Annotated in this window: 12 protein-coding genes; 5 read left to right on the top strand and 7 right to left on the bottom strand. The window is 73.2% G+C overall.

The window, feature by feature from the left end:
- Positions 1-2: 2 nt before the first annotated feature.
- From E0W78_RS09500 to E0W78_RS09490, 3 genes are all read left to right on the top strand, one after another.
- Positions 3-326 (top strand): PadR family transcriptional regulator, encoded by a 324-nt coding sequence (locus E0W78_RS09500; protein WP_131403657.1) that lies wholly within the window; start codon positions 3-5, stop codon positions 324-326.
- A 5-nt stretch (positions 327-331) separates the two neighbouring features.
- Complete coding sequence (locus tag E0W78_RS09495) at positions 332-1,321, top strand: permease prefix domain 1-containing protein (RefSeq protein WP_131403656.1); 990 nt, start codon at positions 332-334, stop codon at positions 1,319-1,321.
- A gap of 257 nt (positions 1,322-1,578) precedes the next feature.
- Positions 1,579-2,796: a lipase family protein gene (locus E0W78_RS09490; protein ID WP_131403654.1), complete on the top strand. Its 1,218-nt coding sequence runs from the start codon at positions 1,579-1,581 to the stop codon at positions 2,794-2,796.
- Between the two features lie 56 nt (positions 2,797-2,852).
- On the opposite strand, the gene E0W78_RS09485 is transcribed toward E0W78_RS09490, so the two are convergent.
- The 3 genes from E0W78_RS09485 to E0W78_RS09475 are packed head-to-tail and all read right to left on the bottom strand — an operon-like array spanning position 2,853 to position 6,832.
- Complete coding sequence (locus E0W78_RS09485; RefSeq protein ID WP_131403653.1) at positions 2,853-4,964, bottom strand: iron ABC transporter permease; 2,112 nt, start codon at positions 4,962-4,964, stop codon at positions 2,853-2,855.
- 4 nt (positions 4,965-4,968) lie between these two features.
- Positions 4,969-5,994 carry an iron-siderophore ABC transporter substrate-binding protein gene (locus E0W78_RS09480; RefSeq protein WP_131403651.1) on the bottom strand — a complete coding sequence of 342 codons (1,026 nt, stop codon included), beginning with the start codon at positions 5,992-5,994 and terminating at the stop codon, positions 4,969-4,971.
- A gap of 28 nt (positions 5,995-6,022) precedes the next feature.
- The gene (locus E0W78_RS09475; protein WP_131403650.1) at positions 6,023-6,832 is read right to left on the bottom strand and encodes an ABC transporter ATP-binding protein; all 810 of its coding nucleotides are present in this window, start codon (positions 6,830-6,832) and stop codon (positions 6,023-6,025) included.
- Positions 6,833-6,912: 80 nt separating this feature from the next.
- Between E0W78_RS09475 and E0W78_RS09470 the strand changes: the two genes are divergently transcribed.
- Together E0W78_RS09470 and E0W78_RS09465 are read left to right on the top strand one after the other, a co-directional pair.
- Positions 6,913-7,932 carry an LLM class flavin-dependent oxidoreductase gene (locus E0W78_RS09470; RefSeq protein ID WP_131403648.1) on the top strand — a complete coding sequence of 340 codons (1,020 nt, stop codon included), beginning with the start codon at positions 6,913-6,915 and terminating at the stop codon, positions 7,930-7,932.
- A 279-nt stretch (positions 7,933-8,211) separates the two neighbouring features.
- Positions 8,212-8,754: a hypothetical protein gene (locus tag E0W78_RS09465; protein ID WP_131403646.1), complete on the top strand. Its 543-nt coding sequence runs from the start codon at positions 8,212-8,214 to the stop codon at positions 8,752-8,754.
- A 122-nt stretch (positions 8,755-8,876) separates the two neighbouring features.
- Here the strand turns inward: E0W78_RS09465 and E0W78_RS09460 are convergent, their stop codons facing one another.
- From E0W78_RS09460 to E0W78_RS09445, 4 genes are all read right to left on the bottom strand, one after another.
- Entirely contained in the window at positions 8,877-9,470 is a 594-nt protein-coding gene (locus E0W78_RS09460) for an LUD domain-containing protein (protein WP_131403644.1), read from the bottom strand.
- Positions 9,467-10,894 carry a lactate utilization protein B gene (locus E0W78_RS09455; protein ID WP_131403642.1) on the bottom strand — a complete coding sequence of 476 codons (1,428 nt, stop codon included), beginning with the start codon at positions 10,892-10,894 and terminating at the stop codon, positions 9,467-9,469. Before E0W78_RS09455 ends, E0W78_RS09460 begins: the two co-directional genes overlap by 4 nt.
- Positions 10,891-11,628, bottom strand: coding sequence for a (Fe-S)-binding protein (locus tag E0W78_RS09450; RefSeq protein WP_207392706.1), 738 nt, complete (start codon positions 11,626-11,628; stop codon positions 10,891-10,893). Before E0W78_RS09450 ends, E0W78_RS09455 begins: the two co-directional genes overlap by 4 nt.
- A gap of 121 nt (positions 11,629-11,749) precedes the next feature.
- Positions 11,750-14,797 (bottom strand): glycosyl hydrolase, encoded by a 3,048-nt coding sequence (locus E0W78_RS09445; protein ID WP_131403638.1) that lies wholly within the window; start codon positions 14,795-14,797, stop codon positions 11,750-11,752.
- Positions 14,798-14,801 lie beyond the last annotated feature (4 nt).

Raw genomic sequence — 14,801 nt, 5'->3', positions numbered from 1 at the left:
TCATGGATGACGACGTCCTCGCCGGACACCTGCAGGAGCTGCGCCGCGGCACCGTGGTGATGGCCGCCCTGGCCACCCTCACGCGCCCGACCTACGGGTACGCGCTGCTCGAGACGCTGGCCGCCGCCGGCTTCGCGGTGGAGGGCAACACCCTCTACCCGCTGCTGCGCCGGCTGGAGAAGCAGGGACTCCTCACCAGCGAGTGGAACACCGAGGAGTCGCGCCCGCGCAAGTTCTACGAGGTCAGCGACGAGGGACGCGCCCTGCTGGACGCGCTGCTCGCCGAGTGGCAGACCCTTCACACGTCCGTCGAGAGCCTGAGGTGAGCACCATGTCCGCGACCACCACGACCCTGGCCGAGCGCTACGTCCACGCCGTGACCCGGCAGCTGCCCGAGGAGCAGCGCGCCGACGTCGCCGACGAGCTGCGCGCCAGCATCGCCGACCGCGTCGAGTCGTTGCTCGAGGAGCGCCCCGACCTCGATCCGCACGCGGCCGAGCGCGAGGCCGTCGCCGAGCTCGGCGAGCCGACCACGCTCGCCGGTGCCTACACCGGACGCCGTCTCCAGCTGATCGGGCCCGAGGTCTACCCGGCGTGGGAGCGCACCGTCCGCGCGATCCTGCTCGTCGCGGTGCCCGTCTCGACGCTGGCGTTCGCCGCCGTGCAGGTCGCGCTCGACGAGCCGTTCGGCGAGGTCGTCGGCGGCGCCGTCTGGGTCGCCCTCAGCCTGGTCGTGCACATCGTCTTCTGGACGACGCTGGTGTTCGTGCTCGTCGAGCGTGGTGGCGCCACGGACAGCGTGCGCGAGAGCCTGGACGTCGACTGGAGCCCCGACGACCTGCCGGACGCGCCGCAGCGGCGCGGGTCGCTCGGCGACCTGGTCGCCACACTCACCTTCCAGGCGCTGCTCGCCGGCCTGCTGGTCTGGCAGCAGGTGCGTCCGCCGCTGTCGCTCGACGGCGTGGACGTGCCCGTGCTCGACCCGGACCTGTGGCGGTCGTGGTTCCCGGTGATCCTCGTCCTGCTCGTGGTCGAGGCGGGCTTCGAGGTGGTCAAGTACCGCACAGGCGGCTGGACGACCCGGCTCGCCGTGGCCAACGTCGCCCTCGGTGCGCTCTTCGCGCTGCCGTTCGTCCACCTGGGCCTGACCGAGCAGCTGCTGAACCCCGACGCGGTGCTGGCGATCCAGCAGGACTGGCCGGGCTTCTCCTCCGACACGACGCACGGGGTCGTCGCGCTCGTCGCCGTGGCGATCTGGCTGTGGGACTCGGTCGACGGCTTCGTGCGGGTGCGCCGGGCGCAGGGAGCCCCCACGCTCTGACGGGGTGGCCCACGTCGCGCGAAGATGTTTCGCGCAACCGCTTCAGCATCCGTCCGCGGTGCCGATGGGACGTCCTGGCGCGAAGCGTGCGGCCTGCCCGGCCGCGCCCACCGGCGCCTCGCTCGTCGGACGGTCAACCCCTTTCCCCCCGATCGTCCGACGGGCGTCCCATCCTGCGGTCCGGCACTGCCGTGTGACCCCGCTCACCTGGGACAGTCCTCCCATTACCTGTCGGTAACGACTCTTCGGGGGAAGACATGACCAGACGACCACTGCTGCGGACGGGCATCGTCGCCGTCGCGGCCGCGATGCTCGCGTCGCTCACGACCGCGGCCCAGGCGGCGGACGATCTGCCCGCGTTCTACCAGGCACCGGACACGCTGCCGGCGGGCGACGGCACCGTCGTGCGCACCGAGCCGATCCGCTACCTGCTCGACCCGGCCGGCGTCAGCGACGTCGCCTACACCTCCAAGCGGATGCTCTACACGTCGCGCAGCCGCACCGGCGAGCGTCACGCCGTCTCGGGATCGGTCATCGTCCCGAAGGCGGCCTGGAAGGGTCCGGGCACGCGTCCGGTCATCGGCTACGCGGTCGGCACGCAGGGCGTCGGCGACACGTGCGCGCCGTCCCGGCAGTTCAGCGAGGGCATCGAGTACGAGGGCCTGTTCATGGCCGGGCTGCTCAAGCGCGGGTATGCCCTGGCGGTCACCGACTACGAGGGCCTGGGCACCGAGGGCGCGCACACCTACATGGACCGGGTCTCGCAGGGCCAGGCCGTGCTCGACGCAGTCCGCGCCGCGCAGAGCCAGGACTGGGCCGGACTCAGCTCGTCCAGCCCCGTCGGCATCTACGGCTACTCCCAGGGCGGCGGCGCCGCGGCCTCGGCCGCCGAGCTGGCCGGCTCCTACGCGCCCGAGCTGAAGGTCAAGGGCACCGTCGCCGGGGCCGTGCCGGCCGACCTGAGCGTCCTGCCCGGCGTCCTGGACGGCTCGCTGTACGCCGAGTTCCTGTGGTTCGCCGTGACCGGCCTGACCGACAGCTACGACATCGACCTGCAGCCGTACCTCAACGAGCGCGGCAAGCAGTTCCTGGCCGACGCGTCCGACGACTGCGTGTTCGACCTGTTCAACGCCTCGTTCAAGCAGTCCAAGGACTTCACCGTGGACGGCTCGAGCCTGGGCGACCTCATCGCCCGCGAGCCGTTCCGCACGATGATCGACGACCAGCGCATCGGCCGGATCAAGCCGAGCGCGCCGGTGCTGCTGACCCACAGCCTGCTCGACGACATCATCCCCTACCGCACCGGACGCCAGCTGGCCGTCGACTGGTGCGCGCGCGGGGCGAACGTCCGGCTCAGCACCAACACGAGCCCGCTGCACGTCGGCGGCATCCTCAACAACGCCACGGAGGTCTACGGCTTCCTCGAGGCACGGCTGGCCGGCAAGCCGGCGCCGTCGTCCTGCTGGCGGCTCTAGCCGCACGGACGACGAAGGGCCCCGGCGAGCGGTTCGCCGGGGCCCTTCGTGCGTGCTCAGATCTTCGAGCGCCAGAGCAGGTAGACGAAGTACGGCGCGCCGACCATCGCGACCATGAGGCCGGCCGGCATCTGCGCCGGGGCGATCACCGTGCGGCCGATGACGTCCGCGAGCGCGACCAGCGTGGCGCCGAGCAGCATCGCGACCGGCAGGCTGCGCGCATGGCGTCCGCCCACCAGGGCGCGGGCCGCGTGCGGGGCGACCAGGCCGACGAAGCCGATGACGCCGACGGCGACGACGCTCGTCGCGGCCAGCAGCGCCGCCGCAGCCAGCACGACCAGGCGGACGCGCTCGAGCGGCACGCCGACGACCCGCGGGCTGTCCTCGTCCAGGGTGAGCAGGTCGAGCTCGCGGCGCACCGCCACGGCGAGCGGCACGGCCAGGACGAGCACGACCGCCACCGGCGCGACCTGCTCCCACGCGCGTCCGTACGTGGTGCCCGAGAGCCAGGTGAAGATCTGCGGGGTGTTCCACGGGTCGGCGCGCACGAGCAGGTAGGTGGTCAGCGCCGTGGTGCCGTACCAGGTGCCGATGCCGACGAGCACGAGCCGGTCGGCGTCCAGGCCCCGGCGCCAGGCCAGCAGGTAGACGAAGGCGAACGCGACGAGCGCCGAGACACAGGCGGCGACGAGCGTCTGCGTCGTGGAGCTGGCGCCCAGCTGGGTCACGACCACGACGGCGCCCAGGCCGGCGCCGCCGGTGATGCCGAGCAGACCGGGCTCGGCGAGCGGGTTGCGGCAGGTGGCCTGCACCAGCGAGCCCGACAGGGCCAGGGCCGCACCGGCGAGCACGGCCGCGGCGACCCGCGGGGCCCGCTCGGAGAAGGCGAAGTCGATCGGCGCCGGGGCCGAGCCGGACAGCCACAGGCTCAGGTCGCCGACCAGGTACCAGGTCTCGCCGGCCAGCATCCCGACCAGCACGATGCCCACGACGGCGACGGTCGCGATGGCGGTGACGACGGCGAAACGGCGGGCGCTGCGCAGGCCCACCCCGCCGGATGCCGGCTGGCGCGTCGGGCCGGAGTCGCGGCTGCCGCGGGCCAGCAGGATCATCACGACCGCGCCGAGCACCGTGGTGGTGACGCCGGTGGGCACCGACAGCGCCGACTCGGCGCCGATGAGCGCGCGGATGCCCGCGTCGGCGAGCACCACGGCGACGGCACCGACGAGACCGGCGGCCGGGATGAGCACGAGGTGCCGGTTGAGACCGGGCACCGGACGCGCGAGCAGGCGGACGATCACCGGCGAGAACAGGCCGACGAAGCCGATCGGCCCGGCCAGCGTCACCGCAGCGGCGGTCAGCACGACGGCCAGGACGGTGCCGACGGCGCGGGTCGAGCGCACCGGCACGCCGAGCACGGCGGCGGTGTCGTCGCCCAGGCCGAGCAGGTCCATGCGGCGCGAGATGAGCAGCCCGCCGAGGGCGGCGAGCACGATGACCGGGGCGGCCTGCTCGAAGCCGTCCAGGCTGATCTGGGTGAGCGAGCCGTTGCCCCAGGCGAACAGGCTCGTCGTCTCCTGCGCGAACAGGATGAGCAGCGTCGACGTCGCCGCCTGCAGGCCCATGGCCACGGCCGAGCCGGCCAGCACCAGGCGGGTCGTGGACGTCCCCGCTCCCCCGGCCAGCGCGAGCACGAGGCCCGCGGCGAGCAGGCCGCCGGCGAAGGCGACCGCGCCGGACGACCACAGCGGCAGGGTGAGCCCGAACGCGGCGACCGTCGTCACCGCGAGGTACGCGCCGGCCGTGACCGCGAGCGTGTCGGGCGAGGCGAGCGCGTTGCGCGAGAGCGACTGGAAGATCGCGCCGGCCACGCCGAGCGCGAACCCGACCGCGACGCCGGCGGCCAGACGGGGCAGCCGCGAGCCCATGAGGACGTCGCGGGTGGTGGCGTCGTGGCCGTCACCGCCGAGCAGCAGGCTGGCCAGGTCGCGCAGGCCGATGCCGGACGTGCCCTGGGTCAGGTGCCACGACCCGGCGGCGACGAGGGCGGCCACCAGCGCGACGAGCACGCCCGCCGTGCCGAGCCGGGCGCCGAGGCCGACGCGCGGCAGCCCGCCCGGCTCCTCGGAAGAAGCCGGGCGGACCGCCGTGTCGTGCACCTGGACCATCGGATCAGTCGGTCAGCAGGTCGACGTAGGCGTCCACGATGGCCTCGGCCGAGCGCGGGCCGCCGAACGTCCAGATGCCGGTCGGGAACGCGTAGGCGCGGTCCTCCTTGACCGCCGGAAGCGACGTCCAGATGTCGTTCTTCTGCAGCAGCGCGTTGATGTCGTCAGCCTCGGGGTCCTCGGTGCCGGTGTAGAACAGGTTCGCGTCGCCGACGGCGGTCATGCCCTCGACGTCGGTCTGGCCCAGGCCGTAGGCCGGGTCGACCTCGCCGGTCCAGGCGTTCTCCAGGCCGAGCGCCTCGCCGACCTCGCCCATGAGCGAGCCCTGGCCGAACGGACGCAGGCTGACGTTGCCACCCTGCGCGTAGCCGTCGAAGTAGACGAACTTCTTGTCGGCGGCGTCCAGGTCGGCGAGCGCCTTCTTGCCCTCGGCGAGCTTGTCCTCGAAGTCGCCCTTGACGACCTCGGCCCGCTCCTCGCGGCCGGTGGCCTGCGCGATGAGGTCGAAGGTGGCGTTCATCTGCTTGAGCGGGTCCGCACCGTCGGCGCCCTTGGTGGCCAGCACCGGGACGTCCTGCTTCTCCAGCTGCTTGATGATCTCGTCCTCGGCGGTGTACGCCTCGATGATGATCAGGTCGGGGTTGGCGCCGTAGAGCGCGTTGAGGTTCGGCTCGCCGCGCGTGCCGATCTCGGTGTACTCGGCCGGGAGCTTCTCGGCCTCGTCCCACAGCGTGAAGCCCTTGCCGTCGGAGACCGCGACCGGGTTCACGCACAGGCTCAGGACGTCCTCGGTCTGCTGCCACTCGAGCACGGCGACGCGCTCGGCGGGCTTGTCCAGCTCGACCTTGCGGCCGAAGGAGTCGGTCAGCGAGACCGGCTCGGTGGACGTCTTCGTGCTGTCGTCGGCGCACGACTCCGAGCTGGAGGCGGCGGGCGTGGCGTCGTCCTCGGTGTCGGTCGTGCCGCACGCGGCGAGGAGGGCGGGGAGCGTCACGGCCGCGACGGCGGCGCGCACGAGTCGGTTGTTCATCGGTTCCTTCGGGGTGGGACGACCGCGCTCAGCGCTGTCGCAGGTGGTGCCGGCCGCGCGGCTCGACGCGCAGGCGGCCCGTCTCGGGGGACGTGCTGACGTCCACGGGCAGGCCGTAGACGGACTCGACGTGCGCGGCGGTGAGCACGTCGACCGGGTCACCGGCGGCGACGACGCGTCCGGCGTGCAGCAGCACGACGTGGTCGGCGACCGAGGCAGCCTGGTTGAGGTCGTGCAGGACGACGCCGACGGCGGTGCCGCGGTCGGCGAGGTCGCGCACGAGGTCGAGGGTCTCGACCTGGTAGCGCAGGTCGAGGTGGTTGGTGGGCTCGTCGAGCAGGACGACGTCGGTGTCCTGGGCCAGGCAGGTGGCCAGCCAGACGCGCTGCAGCTCGCCGCCGGACAGCTCGTGGGCGCCCTTGTCGGCCATCGGCGCGACGCCGGTGATGTCGAGGGCGTCGTCGATCGCGGCGCGGTCGGCGTCGGTGAGTCCGGCGAAGCGCTTGCGGTGCGGGTGCCGGCCGAAGGCCACGACCTCGCGCACCGACAGGCCGGACGGGTGCGGGCGCGACTGCGACAGCAGCGTCACCTGGCGGGCGAACTCGCGCGGGCTCATCGACCGGGCGTCGAGCGCCTCGCCGTCGCGGTCGAGCCGGACGTCGCCGGACTCGGTCTCGTGCAGGCGGGCCAGCGAGCGCAGCACGGTGGACTTGCCGCTGCCGTTCGGGCCCACGAGCGCGGTGACCTCGCCCGGCGCGAGCCGGACCGAGACGCCGTGGACGACGACGGAGCGCTGGTACGCGAGGACGAGCGCGTCTCCGCTCAGGGCCGTGGTCACGAGAGGTGAGGCTACCCTAACGAGACCGGCCTCCGACAGGGGGCCGGAATCCTGGACGTCCGCCGTGCGTTGGGGTGGGCGTGACCAAGAACATCGGGTTCCTCTCCTTCGGCCACTGGACGCCGTCGCCGCAGTCGGCGACGCGCTCGGCCGCCGACACCCTGCTGCAGTCCATCGACCTGGCGGTCGCCGCCGAGGAGCTGGGCGCCGACGGCGCCTACTTCCGCGTGCACCACTTCGCCCGTCAGCTCGCCTCGCCGTTCCCCCTGCTGGCCGCGGCCGCCGCGCGGACGAGCCGCATCGAGCTCGGCACGGGCGTCATCGACATGCGGTACGAGAACCCGCTCTACATGGCCGAGGACGCCGGCGCGGCCGACCTCATCTCCGGCGGCCGGCTGCAGCTCGGCGTGAGCCGGGGATCACCGGAGCAGGTGATCGACGGCTACAAGTACTTCGGCTTCGAGCCGCCCGAGGGCATGAGCGACGCCGACATGGCCCGCGGTCACACGCAGGTGCTCATGGAGATCCTCAAGGGCGAGGGCTTCGCCGAGCCGAACCCGCGGCCGATGTTCCCGAACCCGCCGGGGAAGCTGCGCGTCGAGCCGCACTCCCCCGGGCTGCGCGACCGCATCTGGTGGGGTGCCGGCTCCCGCGCGACCGCCGAGTGGGCGGCCGAGCAGGGCATGAACCTCATGAGCTCGACGCTGCTCACCGAGGACACCGGCGTGCCGTTCCACGAGCTGCAGGCCGAGCAGATCCAGCGCTTCCGCGACGCCTGGACGAAGGCCGGCCACGAGCGCACGCCGCGCGTGTCGGTCAGCCGCAGCATCTTCGCCCTCGTCGACGAGCGCGACCACGCGTACTTCGGCGGCTCGGGCGGCGACGACCAGGTCGGCTTCCTCGAGGGCGGCAAGGCGCGCTTCGGCAAGACGTACGCCGCCGAGCCGGACCGGCTGATCGAGCAGCTGCGCGAGGACACCGCCGTCGCCGAGGCCGACACGCTCCTGCTAACCGTGCCCAACCAGCTGGGCGTCGACTACAACGCCCACGTCATCGAGAGCATCCTCGAGCACGTCGCCCCCGCCCTCGGCTGGCGCTGAGCGACCCGCTCCCTGAGCCGACACCCCGCTCCCTGAGCCTGTCGAAGGGACGCCGAAGGGGCCCGCACCACCACGGTGCGGGCCCCTCGTGCGTCCGCACGCGGGAGCGGTGAGCTGGCAACCGAATGAGTGCCTCTTTCGGTTGCTGCGTCACCGCTCCGGGGTGAGGGGACCGGCTCACAGCGTCCTGCCAGGGCGGTGCGGGCTCCTCCCCAGGCCTGTCGAGGACGGTCGAGCGTGAGCCCGCCGAGCCGCGGCGGGCCGACGAGAGGAGCACCCATGAGGACCGAACGACTGCGCGCTGCCGGCCTGCTGGCCGCCGGCGCCGTGACCGGCGGCATCCTGGCCGCCACCGGATCCGCCACCGCCGACGACACGACCGAGACCCCCTCGACGTCCAGCGAGAGCACCAGCACCGAGGCCGGACGCGGTCCGGGCGGGCACGGTGGCCCCGGCCGCGGGCTGGACACCGCCGCCCTCGCGAAGGCGCTCGGCGTGAGCGAGGACGCGCTCTCCACGGCGTGGGAGGCCGTCCGCGAGGACACCAAGCCCGACGGCGAGCGCGGGTCCGAGCCGTCGGACGACGAGCGAGAGGCGCGGCAGCAGGAGCTCGCCGCTGCGCTGGCGAAGGAGCTGGACCTCACCGAGGCGAAGGTGACCGCCGCCCTGGAGTCGGTGCGCGAGGCCGCCGCGGCCGACCGCCGGACCGACCTCTCGGAGCGGCTCGACGACGCCGTCGACGAGGGCGACCTGACGACGCGGGACAAGGCGTCCGTGCTCAAGGCGTACGACGCCGGCGTCCTGGGCCGCCCCGGCCGCTGACCCGCTCCGCCTAGCCCCCTTAGCGGTGAGCCGGCAACCGTCCGACCCCCTTGTTCGGTTGCCGGCTCACCGCTCCCGTCGCCGGGCTCAGGGAGCGAGCCGGGCTCGGGGAGCGACGGGGTTCAGTCGACGACGATGACGTGCAGGGTGCGGGGGCCGTGGACGCCCTCGACCCGGTCCAGCTCGATGTCGCTGGTCGCCGACGGGCCGCTGATCCAGGTCTGCGGACGCGACGGGTCGAGCAGGGCGATGGCGTCGGGGACGTCCACGACGACCTGGTCGGCGCGGACGACGCACACGTGCCAGTCGGGCACGAGCGTGATCGCGCGGCGTCCCTGGCCCTGACCGTGGTCGAGCACGATGGTGCCGGTCTCGGCGATGCCGACCCGCGCCTCGGTGACCACCGCGGCGGTCGAGTCCAACCAGTACGAGGTGAACGTTCCGTCGTCGGCGACGGCGCCCGGCACCTCGAACGACAGGTCGGCGGGCACCACGACGCGTCCGTCACCCGGCGGCAGCGCGGCGGCGACCGCGGCAGCCAAGCCGGCGGACGTCGTGCGGACGACCTCGGCGCGGTAGTCGGCCACACGCTCGGCGAACAGGCCGACCACGTCGTCGACCGGCGTGATGCGCGGCGCGACCGGCGGGGCCGGCACGTGGTCGACGTCCGACAGCGCCACGCGCACGCGGCCCAGGATCTCTTCGCGGGCGCTCACTTGCGGCCTCCGTCCGTGCGCTTCCACCAGCGGCGGAAGGACTCCTGCGGCGCGTCCGGCAGGTCGCGCGCGTCCGTCCACTTCTTCACGCCCACGCGGCGGGCCAGCCGGATGCCGACGCCGGTGAACCGCTCCCCCGCGCCCAGCAGGCGCGAGCGCGACAGCGCGACCGCGGCGCCCTTGAACGCCACCGCCTCGGGCTTGGGGACGCCGCCGCGGTGGGCGTCGACGACCTTGGCCCGCTGGTCGACCAGCACCGAGGGGATGTCGATGCGCACCGGGCACACCTCGAAGCAGGCGCCGCACAGCGAGGACGCGTAGGGCAGCGAGTCCACCTGCTCGTCGTGCCCGACGCCCTTGAGCAGCGGGTTGAGGATCGCGCCGATCGGGCCGGGGTAGACCGAGCCGTAGGCGTGCCCGCCGGTGCGCTCGTAGACCGGGCACACGTTGAGGCAGGCCGAGCAGCGGATGCAGCGCAGCGCCTGGCGCCCGACCTCGTCGGCCAGCGCGTTCGTGCGTCCGTTGTCGAGCAGGACGACGTGCACCTCCTGCGGCCCGTCGCCGGGCGTGACGCCGGACCAGGTGGACGTGTACGGGTTCATCCGCTCGCCGGTGGACGAGCGCGGCAGCAGGCGCAGCAGCGGGTCGAGCTCGTCCCACGTGGAGACGACCTTCTCGATGCCGACGACCGACACCAGCACCTCGGGCAGCGTGAGGCACATGCGTCCGTTGCCCTCGGACTCCACGACCACGAGCGTGCCGCTGTCGGCGACGGCGAAGTTCGCGCCCGAGACGCCGACCTTCGCGCGCAGGAACTTCTCGCGCAGGTGGGCGCGGGCCGCGGCGGCCAGCACGGCCGGCTCGTCGGTCAGGTCGTCCGGCGCCGGGCGTCCGGCCTTGGCCATGCCGTCGAGGAAGATCTCGCGGATCTCGGCCCGGTTGCGGTGGATCGCCGGCACCAGGATGTGGCTGGGCAGGTCGTCGCCGAGCTGGACGATGAGCTCGGCCAGGTCGGTCTCCCAGGCGGCGATGCCCTCCTCGGCGAGCGCCTCGTTGAGACCGATCTCCTGGGTGAGCATCGACTTGACCTTGACCACCTCGTCGGCGTCGTGCGCCTTGGCGATGTCGGCCACGATGCGGTTGGCCTCGGCGGCGTCGCGCGCCCAGTGGACGGTCGCGCCGTTCGCGGTCAGCGACGCCTCGAGCTTCTCCAGCTGGACGTCGAGGGTCCGCAGGGCGGCCTCCTTGACGCCGGCGCCGGCCAGGCGCAGCTCCTCCCACTGGTCGACCTCGCCGACGACCGCGGCCCGCTTGGCCCGGATCGTGCCGGTGGCGTGCGCGAGGTTGTGGCGCAGCTGCGCGTTGCCCAGGGCCTCCTTGGCCGCGGTCGGGAACTTCGGCATGCCCACGAAGGTCCCGCTCATCGGGTGGCTCCCAGCTGGAGGGACTCGGTCGAGGCGAGGATCTCGGCCAGGTGGACGGTGCGGACGCCGGCCTTCTCGCGGGTCATCAGCCCTCCGATGTGGGTGAGGCAGGAGTTGTCGCCGGCCACCAGCACCTCGGCGCCGGTCTCCAGCACGTGGCGCACCTTGTCGGTGCCCATCGCGACGGACGTGTCGGAGTTCTTCACCGCGAACGTGCCGCCGAACCCGCAGCACTGGTCGTCTCCGGGCAGGTCGACGAGGGTCAGCCCGCGGACGTTCGAGAGCAGCCGCCGCGGCCGGTCGCCCACGCCGAGCATGCGCAGCGAGTGGCACGTCGGGTGGTACGTGACGGTGTGCGGGTAGTAGGCGCCGACGTCGGTCACGCCCAGCACGTCGACCAGGAACTCGGAGAGCTCGTAGACCTTCGGGGACGTCTCGGCGACCGCACGCTCGAGGCCGGCGTCGCCGGAGCGGCGGGCCACGATGCCGTGCTGGTGCCGGGCCGAGCCCGCGCACGAGCCCGACGGCGTGACGATCGCGTCGTAGCCGGCGAAGGCGTCCACGAACGTCTTGACGACCGGCACGGCCTCGTCCAGGTAGCCGGTGTTGACCATCGGCTGCGCGCAGCAGGTCTGGGCCGTCGGGAAGTCGACCTCGACCCCCAGCCGGCGCAGCAGCGCGACGACCGCCTGCCCCGTGCCGGGGTACAGCGCGTCGTTGATGCACGTGACCATCAGGGCGACTCGCACGGGACCACCTCCTGCATTAAAACGTTTCAATCACACTCTACCGTGACAGCGGTCACCCCGGTGAGCCGCTTCGGCCCACCGGGGTGACGTGTCGCTGCGAACGCGCTCAGCGCACGCGGCGCTCCACGTACGGCACCAGCCGGACGGGGCCGACCAGGCCGTACGCCTGGCGCGGCGAGCTGCCGTAGACCGCCGGGGTGACGGTGCGCAGGCGGTTCAGCAGGGTGCTCGCGACCTCGACCTCGATCGTGTTGCGGCCCTTGCGCAGGTGGTCGCCCAGGTCGACCGTCGTGTCGAGCACGTCGGCCGGCGCGAGGCGCTTGCCGTTGACCCGCACGCGGAAGGTGTCGTTGACCTCGCCGAGCTCGAGCACGGCGCCGTCCTCGTTCGTCCAGTCCTTGCCCAGATCGACCGTGGTCCGGTACGTGCCGACGCCCGAGACGTCCTCGAGGCCGGGCACCTGCGACCAGGGCGCGAGCGCGTCCAGCTTCACCGTGCGGACGGGCTTGACCGTCGTGAACGCGTCCTTGCCCGGCTGCCAGTCCTCGACCTTCAGCTCCCAGGACGCGAGCGCGATCGGCTCGCGCACGCGCTCGACCGTCGTCCGCACCGTGCGTCCGTCGGCCAGCGTCGTCGTGACCGCGCCGGCCACGTCGGCCCGCACGACCAGCTGGTTGCCGTCGACCCGCAGCGCGCTGCCGGTCGTGGCGGTCGCGGCCAGCTGACGGCCGCGCACCGGGGCGAGCGCGATGACCGTGCTCTGGCCGGGCAGCAGGTCGACCCGCACCCGCACCCGGTCGCCCTGGCGCTCCCACAGCGCCACCGGCGTCGCCTCGCCGCTCCAGGCGTCCAGCTGCACCGGCACGGCGTCGCGCCGCGTCGAGGTCAGCCACACGTCCTGGGTGACGCGCGTGAGCCGGCGGTTCTCGGCGTGCTTGGCGTTGGCCAGGAAGTACAGGTCGACGTCGCCCTCGACCCGGCGCAGCGACATCACGGTCGACGACTCGTGGCTGACGTCGGGGGTGACGCCGAGCGACGCGAGCGCGGTCGGGATGTCGGCGTCGGCCGGGGCCGTCGCCGTGGTCGGCAGCGCCGCGATCTGCGCGACGAGCGCGCGGACCTGCTCGGTCTCCCCCGGCTGGGCCAGGCCGACCACGTCGGGCTTGCTCCAGTCGCCGTGCAGGACGATCGGGAGGCCAGCGCGGCCGAGGGCCAGCACCTTGCGCGCGGTGTCCACCGCGATGGTCGCCTCCTTGCCGCGGAACTGGTCCGGACCGACGATCATCACCTTGTAGGCCGGGCCCTTGGGCGCCAGGCGGCCGTTCCGCACCGTCGCCAGCGGCAGGTCGAGCAGCGCCGGCGTGGCGAACGAGTGCGTCCAGCCGACCGGGATGCCGCTGTTCGTCGCCCACGCGGCACCGATGCCCGTGGACGTCCAGCCCTTCTGGCGCAGGAAGACGATGTCGTACTTGGGCGTGCCGGTCTGCAGCACCAGCTGGCTGCGGTTGAGGTAGTCGGCGACGTCGCGGACGTGCTCCCAGGTGGGCGTCCGGGGTCCCCAGGCCTCGCCGTAGCCGACCGCGCCGTTGTAGTAGGGCGAGAAGGCGGCGAAGCCGGGCCACGAGACGCCGGGCGCCTCGCGGTAGGCGAAGCCGTGCAGCATCGCCCGGTTCACGCCGGCCACGAAGATGCTGTTGATCGTCTGCAGCGCCCGGTCCCACGTCGTGTTGTACGCGGCGCCGAAGTAGCAGGCCGCCTCGCACGACAGCAGCGTCCTGCCGCCCATGTCGCGGCCGCCGGCCATGACCCGGTAGTCGTCGAGGTTCTTGAAGCCGAGCGACTCGGTCTCCGGGACGTCCAGGATCGCGGCGTGCTCGACCGTGTCGGTCTCCAGGCCGTACGGCTGGACGCGCAGGCCCATGCCCAGGCTCTTGGCGAAGCGCTGCAGCACCTTGAGGTGGTTGTCGCGGTACAGGTCCGACAGCACCTGGTTGAAGTCGTCGCGGACGCGGGTCGTGGTGACGGCGTCGTAGGCGAACAGGTACTTCTCGTGCACCTCGAGCACCAGCGGCAGGTACGGCAGCAGGTCGTAGCCGGCCCGCTTGCGGAACTCCTCGAGCATCCGCGGCGTCCAGATGGTCGCCTCGGTCTCGATCTCCAGCGAGTCCTCGAACAGGTTGCCGCCGGCCTTGCGCAGCAGGCTGCGCACCTCGCGGTTGAGGACCTTGTCCTCCCACAGGTCGATGACGGCCTGCGAGCCCGCGGCGCTGAAGTGGTCGACGACCCAGGAGCGCGGGTTGGTGTGCGGACCGGCCTCGGGCTCCTGGCCCGAGCCGCGGCGCCAGTACGACAGCACCGCCCACGTGCCGGAGCCTTCCGGGGCGGTCCAGGCGAGCCGGTCGTCCTCGACCTTCTTGGTCAGGTCGACCAGGGACGCGGGGTCGAGCGTCGTGGTGGCGGTGGTCTGCGCCGTCACCTTGTAGGCCTGGACCGCCACGAGCGTGCGGCGCGTGACGCCGTCGGTGGCGGGGACGACCGGCTCGGGCACCACGCCGTCGTAGGCCTGGCCCGCGGCCACGTCCACGCGACCGTGCGCGAGCTCGGTGCACGCGGCGTCGTCGTCGGGGGTGATCGTCGAGACGGCGGCGGGCCACGAGGGGCCGACCGTGATGTCGATGGTGACGCCGCGGCGCGCGCCCTGGCGCAGCGCGGCGGTGACGCCGGCGACCCAGGACTTCGTGCCCCAGCCCTGCCGATCGAGGTCGATCTCGATGTTCCGCGCGCGCAGGCTGTGCGTCACGTCGGCGATCTCCAGGTGGCCGAAGCCGGCGTCGGCGACCTGGTCGACCTCGCGGGCGACCTCGCGCGGGTCGACCGCGCCGTGCGGCCACCACCAGCGGAACCCGGCACCGGTCTCCAGGCCCGGACGCTCGAAGGCCCGCGCCAGGCCGCGCGGCAGGCCGTTCGCGGCGGTGCCGAGACCACCGACCCCCTTGCCGGTCTGCTTGGCGGCGGCGACCAGCGGGTCGCCTCCCACCACCACCGCGGCGCCCGCCGTCACGGCCGCGGCGCGCAGCAGCGTGCGTCGCTGCATCCCGCCGTTGCCCGATCCGTCGGCGGTCTCGTGCGTGCCCTTGGTGCCCTCGTCCGGCATTGCT

This window comes from Aeromicrobium sp. IC_218, from assembly GCF_004336805.1.
Taxonomy (GTDB): Bacteria; Actinomycetota; Actinomycetes; order Propionibacteriales; family Nocardioidaceae; genus Aeromicrobium.
This window is presented reverse-complemented; position numbering and strand designations above follow the sequence as displayed.